Source organism: Pontibacter rugosus (genome assembly GCF_042678745.1).
Taxonomy (GTDB): Bacteria; Bacteroidota; Bacteroidia; order Cytophagales; family Hymenobacteraceae; genus Pontibacter; species Pontibacter rugosus.
On the sequence record NZ_JBHTLD010000219.1, the window covers coordinates 1 to 7,896 of the forward strand.

General features: G+C 45.3%; 7 protein-coding genes. 4 read left to right on the plus strand and 3 right to left on the minus strand.

All coding sequences use genetic code 11. From position 1 onward, the window contains the following. The first annotated feature begins 160 nt into the window (after positions 1 to 160). The 4 genes from ACFQ2O_RS18090 to ACFQ2O_RS18105 all read left to right on the plus strand — a co-directional run bounded on the left by ACFQ2O_RS18090 (position 161) and on the right by ACFQ2O_RS18105 (position 4,723). Positions 161 to 664 (plus strand): RDD family protein, encoded by a 504-nt coding sequence (locus ACFQ2O_RS18090; RefSeq protein WP_377531153.1) that lies wholly within the window; start codon positions 161 to 163, stop codon positions 662 to 664. A 90-nt stretch (positions 665 to 754) separates the two neighbouring features. Next, a complete protein-coding gene (locus ACFQ2O_RS18095; RefSeq protein ID WP_377531156.1) occupies positions 755 to 1,147 on the plus strand; it encodes an SPW repeat domain-containing protein in 393 nt (130 codons plus the stop codon). 143 nt (positions 1,148 to 1,290) lie between these two features. Beyond that, a complete protein-coding gene (locus ACFQ2O_RS18100) occupies positions 1,291 to 3,168 on the plus strand; it encodes an ABC-F family ATP-binding cassette domain-containing protein (RefSeq protein ID WP_377531158.1) in 1,878 nt (625 codons plus the stop codon). An 814-nt stretch (positions 3,169 to 3,982) separates the two neighbouring features. Beyond that, positions 3,983 to 4,723 carry a phenylalanine 4-monooxygenase gene (locus ACFQ2O_RS18105; RefSeq protein ID WP_377531160.1) on the plus strand — a complete coding sequence of 247 codons (741 nt, stop codon included), beginning with the start codon at positions 3,983 to 3,985 and terminating at the stop codon, positions 4,721 to 4,723. Positions 4,724 to 4,802: 79 nt separating this feature from the next. On the opposite strand, the gene ACFQ2O_RS18110 is transcribed toward ACFQ2O_RS18105, so the two are convergent. The 3 genes from ACFQ2O_RS18110 to ACFQ2O_RS18120 form a co-directional block, all read right to left on the minus strand. Further along, a complete protein-coding gene (locus ACFQ2O_RS18110) occupies positions 4,803 to 5,483 on the minus strand; it encodes a hypothetical protein (RefSeq protein WP_377531163.1) in 681 nt (226 codons plus the stop codon). A gap of 116 nt (positions 5,484 to 5,599) precedes the next feature. Next, positions 5,600 to 6,730: a CaiB/BaiF CoA transferase family protein gene (locus ACFQ2O_RS18115; RefSeq protein ID WP_377531167.1), complete on the minus strand. Its 1,131-nt coding sequence runs from the start codon at positions 6,728 to 6,730 to the stop codon at positions 5,600 to 5,602. A gap of 147 nt (positions 6,731 to 6,877) precedes the next feature. Next, entirely contained in the window at positions 6,878 to 7,636 is a 759-nt protein-coding gene (locus ACFQ2O_RS18120; RefSeq protein ID WP_377531169.1) for a YebC/PmpR family DNA-binding transcriptional regulator, read from the minus strand. Positions 7,637 to 7,896: the final 260 nt, after the last annotated feature.

The window sequence follows — 7,896 nt, forward strand, 5'->3', positions numbered from 1 at the left end:
ATACTGACGCTTCTCTCGGCTTTCAAACTGAAAGCTGCCTTGCCTAAGGTGACCTCCTGATGCCAAATTGCATACAAGTATAAATGGTTAAGTGCCCCATCACTTGCCATACAGCTGAACAGTTGTTTTTATGCACAAACCACATCAAAACTTTTATGCTATGCAAGCAACTTTTACATTACATGCCCCCCCAACCATCAAACGATCTACCCTCTATGGTAATCTTTCGGCTAGACTTGTAGCTTTTTTAGTAGACACTACGCTTATTGTTTTTTCTTATACTTTTGTTCTTTACGGCATAAGTGCCAGTTATGAGCAGCTTTACACCTGGAGCGATCTTTTTAATGGAGGTATCGACTTTACGGAGCTGCTGCTGGTTTGCAAAGCACTTTTTCTAAATCCCTTCTTCCTGGCTTTACACTGGGGCTATTACACTATACTGGAATCCTCACTAAAGCAGGCTACCATCGGCAAGTTCACATTAGGTTTGAAAGTAACTGACCTGCGTGGCCGTCGTATCGGGTTCCTGCAGGCAAACTTACGCTACTTCTCAAAATTTATCTCCATCATACCTGTAGGATTAGGTTTTTTACTTATCCTTACCTCCCGCCGCCATCAAATGCTACACGACTACATTGCACGTGCCTTGGTCGTGGCTGAATAGCCGTTCACTTAAAAAATTGCACTAGATATTAACAGGGCATCCTCCCCATCGTATAAAATCCCATCTTACACTTTAGAAAGGAGGATTATTATGCGATTTATTCCAACCCGGTTTCACGGGATAATCGATTATATTGTGGGCCTGATTTTTATAGCCGCTCCCTGGTTGTTTAACTTTTCGGATGTGGATTGGGCTACCTGGATTATGGTAGCTGCAGGTATAGCCACACTAGGCATGACCATACTTACTGATTTTGAGGTAGGCCTTGTTCATAAGATTCCGATGCAAACACACTTAATGGCAGATTTTGGACTTGGTGTAATACTTGCCCTGTCTCCATGGATGTTCAACTTTGATGAGCGCGTGTTTATGCCGCATCTGATTGGTGGTATATTTGCTATACTTGCTTCACTCACAACACATAGAGTACCAAGCGAATCGTATAGAAGAACCGAACACAGCACAAATAATGTACGTCCTTAAGCAGTCGCTTTCAAACTGAATCAGGAAAGGCTAGCCATAGGGTTAGCCTTTTTTGTGTTCAAATTTTTGCAATAGGTTGGCTATGTCAGGCTTTTATGTAGTCGAGATTATCTTTTGTGTCGAAGCATCGCTAAATTTGTAGTATGAATTACCTATCAGCAGAAAATATTTCCAAAAGCTTCAGCGATCGCTGGCTTTTTAAAAACCTGAACTTTGGCTTGAGCCAGGGGCAGCGCGTTGCCTTGGTAGGCGTGAACGGCTCTGGCAAAACCACCCTGTTAAATGTACTTTCCGGCAAACTGCCGCCAGACGGTGGCAGCGTAAGCACTCGCAAAGAGATCAGTATCGGTTACCTGGGGCAGAATCCTGAGTTTCAGGAGGAGCTAACGGTGAAGGAGAATATCTTTGCCATGAAGAACGAAACGCTGGACCTGATACAGGAATACGAGGCCGCAATGGAGGACCCAAACACTTCTGCTGAAAAGATGCAGCACCTGATGGAGCGTATGGATGAGTTACAGGCCTGGGATTTTGAGGTGAAGGTAAAACAGGTGCTCTCTAAACTTGGCATCAATAATCTGGATGTGCAGGTAAGCAACCTATCGGGCGGGCAGCGCAAGCGCGTAGCGATGGCCCGGGTATTGATTGAGGAGCCAGACATGCTGATACTGGATGAGCCAACCAACCACCTGGACCTGGAGACAATAGAGTGGCTTGAGGGCTTGCTAAGCACGCAGAATACTACCCTGCTCATGGTTACCCACGACCGCTATTTCCTGGATAAAGTAGCGAACGAGATGGCCGAGTTAGATAATGGCGAACTTTATACTTATAAAGGCAACTACAGCTATTTTCTGGAGAAGAAGGCTGAGCGTGAGCTTAATGCCGTAGCTGAGACTGAGAAGGCGCGTAACCTGATGCGCAAAGAGTTGGAGTGGATTCGCCGGATGCCTAAGGCCCGCGGTACCAAAGCCAAGTATAGAGTAGATGCCTTTGAAGAGTTAAAGGAAAAAGCCGCTAAGAAAACTACGGGGCCACAGCTGGAGCTTTCCGTTAAAACCACACGCCAGGGTGGGAAAATCATTGAAGTTGATCATATCTCTAAATCCTTCGGTGAAAAAATCATTGTGGATGACTTTAGCTATGTGTTCAAGAAGAAGGACCGCATCGGTGTTGTTGGCCCTAACGGAGCTGGCAAATCTACTTTCCTGAACATGCTAACAGGCAAACTACAGCCAGATGCCGGTGAGATTGACTTAGGCCAGACCACCGTTTTCGGCTATTATACCCAGGATGAGCTGGAGTTTAAAGATGACCAACGTGTAATTGACATTGCCAAAGAGATTGCCGAGGTAGTGGAGATGGCCAACGGTGAGGTGATTACGGCAAGTCAATTCCTGCAGCACTTCCAGTTTCCGCCTGCACAGCAGTATACATTTGTAAGTAAATTAAGCGGTGGCGAGAAAAGACGTTTGCAGCTTTTGCGCGTGCTCATCAAGAACCCGAACTTCCTGATTCTGGATGAACCTACCAACGACCTGGATATTATCACCCTGAATATCCTGGAGGATTTCCTGCTGAACTTTGGAGGCTGCCTTCTTATTGTGAGCCACGACCGCTACTTTATGGACCGACTCGTGGAGCACCTGTTTGTATTTGAAGGCGAAGGCCAGATCCGCAACTTTGCCGGTAACTACAGCGACTACCGTGAGTGGCAGAAAGAGCAGGACAAGGTGCAGCAAGAAGTAAAAGCCGCAGCCCCGGCACCTGTTGCAATTAAAAAAGAGGAACAGCCGAATGCCAAGCGCAAGCTTTCTTACAACGAGAAAAGAGAATACGAGCAGTTAGAAACGGAGATAAAGCAGCTGGAAACACGCAAGAATGAGATTGTGGAGATCATGAGCAGCAATACCCTCACCGACCACGAGAAGCTGACTGCGCTTGCCAAAGAACTCCAAGACATCAATACTCAATTGGAGGAAAAGGAATTACGCTGGCTAGAATTAGCAGAACTGATGTAGCAAATTGCAAAAGCTAAAAAGGGAAGAGGACGCTATATAACGTCCTCTTCCCTTTTTAGCTAGTCTATACTTGCGCACAACAAATGTAGAAAACGGCATAGCAAGGCTATACCACAGCAGGACTCCTATTCCTCGTCAAGTCCCTCTACTGTATCTCAAGTATAACACTTTAGATAAGTTATGCAGCTAAACCCATTTCGATCCCCTTTAAGGAAGGGAATTCTCTGTCACAGCTACTCGATAATACAACTTCTATGGTTAGCAGTATCGTGCAGACAGATTGAAACGAGTATAGCAGAAGCTATTCAAGTATGGCTTGTCAAGCCAGTTGAGTTACAAACTCAACGCCATGGCAGGACACAAGTTGAAAACTCGCACCAGTGGGAGAAGATACGGTAAGCAGTAGCAATAGAAGTATAGCAGAGGCAGTCAGCAGTTAAAGGAATAAGCATTAGCCAGAAATGCTGTAAATATAAAACACTAAAGTTTTACTTGCGTTTAAGCCATAAGTTTGCATTATTGCAAACTGTATAACACACATGCATCAATCAGCAGCCATAGCGACCATACATTCTCTGCCAAATTCTCTTGGCATGGCGCTGCTGTTTACTACTTATTCTTATTGCCTGAGCGTTTATAGCTATTGCAGCTATTATCATCGCTATTACCGCATCCGCAGCTAAGGCAACCACCCAACTACAATTTTGTAAACGGAGATGAGTCTCCCACCCTAGGTGAACCTGTCTAAGCAGCGGCTCAAGCCCCTGCTTTTTTCTTTTTATATCAATTTCAAAAAAACTCAAACTATATACCCATGAACCTGAAGCAAAACTACAGCACCTACACCGAAGAAAACCACCAGGTATGGACTATTCTTTTTGATCGTCAGATCGAGAATTTGCCTGACAAGGCTATTCCGGAATTTATGGATGGATTGAAAAAAGTAGGCTTCACCCGGGAGCGCATTCCTAACTTTGATGAAGTAAACCAGCGTATCAAGCCGCTTACAGGCTTTGAAGTAGTGGCTGCTCCTGGCATAGTAGATGACGCGCTCTTTTTTAAGCTGATCGCTAACAAGCAGTTTCCCGCCACTGTCTGGATCCGACGTGTGGACCAGCTGGATTACCTGGAGGAGCCAGATATGTTCCATGATGTGTTTGGCCACGTACCGCTGCTCACTATACCCGTCTACTGCGATTTTCTGGCGCAGCTTTCTGCCATGGCACTAAAGCATATTGACAGGCCGGACATTGTGGACCGCCTGACACGCATCTACTGGTACACGATTGAGTTTGGCTTGTTCAGGAAACCTGGAGATAAAGCCAAGATATACGGGGCAGGCATACTTTCATCGGTTGGCGAAAGCAAGCTATCTGTATCAGAGGAAAGTGTGAAGTATGATTTTGACGTACAGCACATCCTGGACACTTCTTACATCAAAGAGACCTTCCAGAGCCAGTACTTTTGTATTGAAAGTTTTGAGCAGCTGCTGCATAGCCTACCTGCACTAAGCGTGGCCATTGAGAAACTTCGTGAGGAGTCTGTAGTATCCTAAAACATTTTAAAGAAAAGCCCATGGCTTGTGCACAACACACAGGCCATGGGCTTTTTACAATTACTTCACCTTGTTGCTTTTAGTTTGTGAGTGCGTGACTAATTTGGAAACCTAGCTTACTTGGTTTAGCTAAATGCGTATTCTCCAGCTTTTGCTTATAGGTAATTCGTTCAATATCGCTTACATCCTGCCCCATCAGGTCATTATTTACAGAGGCAACCATAGCGCTTTCAATAATTATCCGAAGTACTTTATCGCTTATGTTATTTTGCGAAAAGTCGGACACCTTTTCAAGCGGCAGGTCTAGTTGCTTCACTCCTTCGATACAATACTGCTTATCTATATTCACAAGCATTCGGCCTATTAAGTAGCCCGGATCATCCAAACGGTTATACTTAATGGTATCTGCCATAAAATTATAAGCCATGATGTTTCCGAAGAATCTTCTCCTGAAATCCTCCTCCACGTACTCGCTACGCATAATTTCATAATCATCTGGAAATGTAATGATATTAGTGTGCATCACGAATACCAGCAAATCGCCGGAAAACTTTATCTGAAACTCATGCTCGCTCACGTTCCGATACTCAATAATCACATTAGCATCCTGCTGCGTAACACGTTCCGTTAACTCATCCACCAGTTCTTTCGCAATCTCTTTCATGCGCTCAAACGTCGCCACAGTATTGCGGTAGATCACCTGCTTTGTCTTAGACTTATGGTGTAGGCCGTTAATTATATCATCCAGTTTATCTTCCATATCTTATATACACTGTTAATTACTATTTCAGATTATGTTTTTACCGCGTATAGCCTTAGTTTGTTCTCTATAGCTACCATACACTCACTACCAGAACAGTAACTTCAACAGATCGTTTAGTCTATTTTATCTTCTTTGTAGTTGTTATACGAGGGAGGTGGCGTTAACTGCGCCTGTTCCTGATGCTGGACCTTAAACGCTATCTGCCGCACTCCAGGTTTAGCGTCTCCATTGCGCAAAAGCATCTCCTGCGCCTGGGGTTGTGCAAAAACCTCCGGTATAGTATAAATAGCTCCGGCAGGCACGTGTTGTGCTTGTAGTTGCTGCAAAAGTCCTTCCCTATCCTGCTGGCCAATAAGTTGAGACAGCCGCTCATTTACCTCCTGCCGGTGCTGCACACGGCTATAGTTGGTTGCATATGCAGGAATAGCTGCCATACCTTCAGCACCAAGTATAGTACAGAGCTTCCTGAACTGCCGGTCGTCGCCGATAGCCAAAACCAACTGCTTGCCACACTTACAAGTATAAACCGAGCCGTAAGGGACAATATTAGGGTGATCGGAGCCCATGCGCTTTGGCTCCTGGCCAGCTACCAGATAATTCGTTGCCTGATTAGCCAATGCCGATACGGCTGCCTGCAGTAGCGATACTTCCACCAACTGCCCCTCTCCTGTTCGCTCCCGCCGCAGCAAAGCTACCAGCAGGCCTTCTTTTAGCTGGTGGGCAGTCAGGATATCCATTAGGGCAACTGGCATTTTTACAGGGCCGCCTCCGGGCTCACCATTCAGGTACATAAAACCACTCTCTGCCTGCACCACCGCATCATACCCCGCCCTATCATCGGCAGCACCATAGCCTGTAATGTGGCCGTAGATCAACCGTGGGTTTATACTTCTGAGTGTCTCGTAGTCTACTGCCAGTTTTTCTGCATCCCCAGGCTTATAACTTGCTATCACCACATCCGCCTGCTGCACCAACTTATAAAGTTGCTGTAGCTCTTCTTTCTCTTTAAAGTTGAGAGCCAGAGACTTTTTCCCCCAGTTTGCAGCGCAAAAATAGGCGGGAATATCGGTGTCAGCTGGCTCTGTTGTTAGCTTCCAGTTGCGGGTAACATCTCCATTGGTGGCAGCATTTTCTATTTTCAGCACGTTTGCACCCAACTCAGCAAAAAACTGCCCTACACTTGGCCCCGCCAGCACACTTGCCAACTCCAGCACCAGCATATCTTTAAAAATCGGGTTCTCCATCTTTTATCCTAACCTACTTATTTCGTTTGATTTATACTTGTTTAAACTCTGAGAGCATATACTATCGCTAAGTTATTTACTAGTTAAAGCTAATGAAAAAGCCACTAACCGTCGCAGGCTAGTGGCTTTCTGTTTTATGAGCGGCTGCTACTCCAGTTCAGCCATTACTTCTTCGCTTAACTCCAGGTTGTGGTATACTTGCTGCACATCGTCGTCATCTTCCAGAGCGTCTATCAGCTTGAGTAACTTCCGCACAGCCTCCGGATCCTCTACTTCTACTGTGGTTTGAGGCAAACGCTGTAGTTCGGCACTTTCTAAGTCAAGATTCAGATCTTCAACTTTTTTCTGCAGCGCACCAAAGTCTTCCATGGCACTGTAAATAGTGATGTATTCCTCCTCGAATTCCACCTCTTCGGCACCGCCATCGGCTAACTCTAGCAGCAGTTCATCCTCTTCAATTGGCTGCTCAGGATTACGCTTTGCTACAAAAACTCCTTTTCTATCAAACAAGTATTCTACTGAGCCACTAACGCCCAGGCTACCGCCGCTTTTGTTAAAGATGGTGCGCAGGTTCTGTACTGTCCTGTTGATATTATCTGTAAGGCACTCTACAAACACGGCTACTCCATTAGGCCCATAGCCTTCATAGCTTACTTCCGTATAATCGCCGGCATCACTTCCCTCTCCTTTCTTAACGGCACGCTCAATATTATCCTTGGGCATGTTGGCGGCCTTGCTAGCCTGTATGGCAAGGCGCAAGCGTGGGTTACCGTCTGGGTCGGCACCGCCACCCTCTTTCACGGCTACCGTAATTTCTTTGATAAGCTTGGTGAATATTTTGGAGCGCTTGGCATCGAGTGCGCCCTTTTTACGCTTTATGGTTGACCACTTACTGTGTCCTGACATAAACTAGACTGTTTTTTTATACCTCAAACGAAATAAATTAGCTTTAGTAACATTACAAAATAACTCAATATACCCTATAGACACAAAAAGAGCGGCCTCGCTTTTGGCGGGGCCGCTCTTTTCAGTGGGGTCTTCTATCTAAGCTGCTAAAAATTAAAGCAGGATAAAGATCGCATTCACAATGTTAAGGCCTAAAAGAAGGTAAAAGTTAGGCGATTTTTTGATTGCTTTTTTCATGATGGTATATATGTGATATTATA

What these genes read in the sequence shown, in the direction of transcription:
- ACFQ2O_RS18090 (WP_377531153.1), top strand. Translation starts at nt 161, where the DNA reads ATGCAAGCAACTTTTACATTACATGCCCCCCCAACCATCAAACGATCT.
- ACFQ2O_RS18095 (WP_377531156.1), top strand. Translation starts at nt 755, where the DNA reads ATGCGATTTATTCCAACCCGGTTTCACGGGATAATCGATTATATTGTG.
- ACFQ2O_RS18100 (WP_377531158.1), top strand. Translation starts at nt 1,291, where the DNA reads ATGAATTACCTATCAGCAGAAAATATTTCCAAAAGCTTCAGCGATCGC.
- ACFQ2O_RS18105 (WP_377531160.1), top strand. Translation starts at nt 3,983, where the DNA reads ATGAACCTGAAGCAAAACTACAGCACCTACACCGAAGAAAACCACCAG.
- ACFQ2O_RS18110 (WP_377531163.1), bottom strand. Translation starts at nt 5,483, where the DNA reads ATGGAAGATAAACTGGATGATATAATTAACGGCCTACACCATAAGTCT.
- ACFQ2O_RS18115 (WP_377531167.1), bottom strand. Translation starts at nt 6,730, where the DNA reads ATGGAGAACCCGATTTTTAAAGATATGCTGGTGCTGGAGTTGGCAAGT.
- ACFQ2O_RS18120 (WP_377531169.1), bottom strand. Translation starts at nt 7,636, where the DNA reads ATGTCAGGACACAGTAAGTGGTCAACCATAAAGCGTAAAAAGGGCGCA.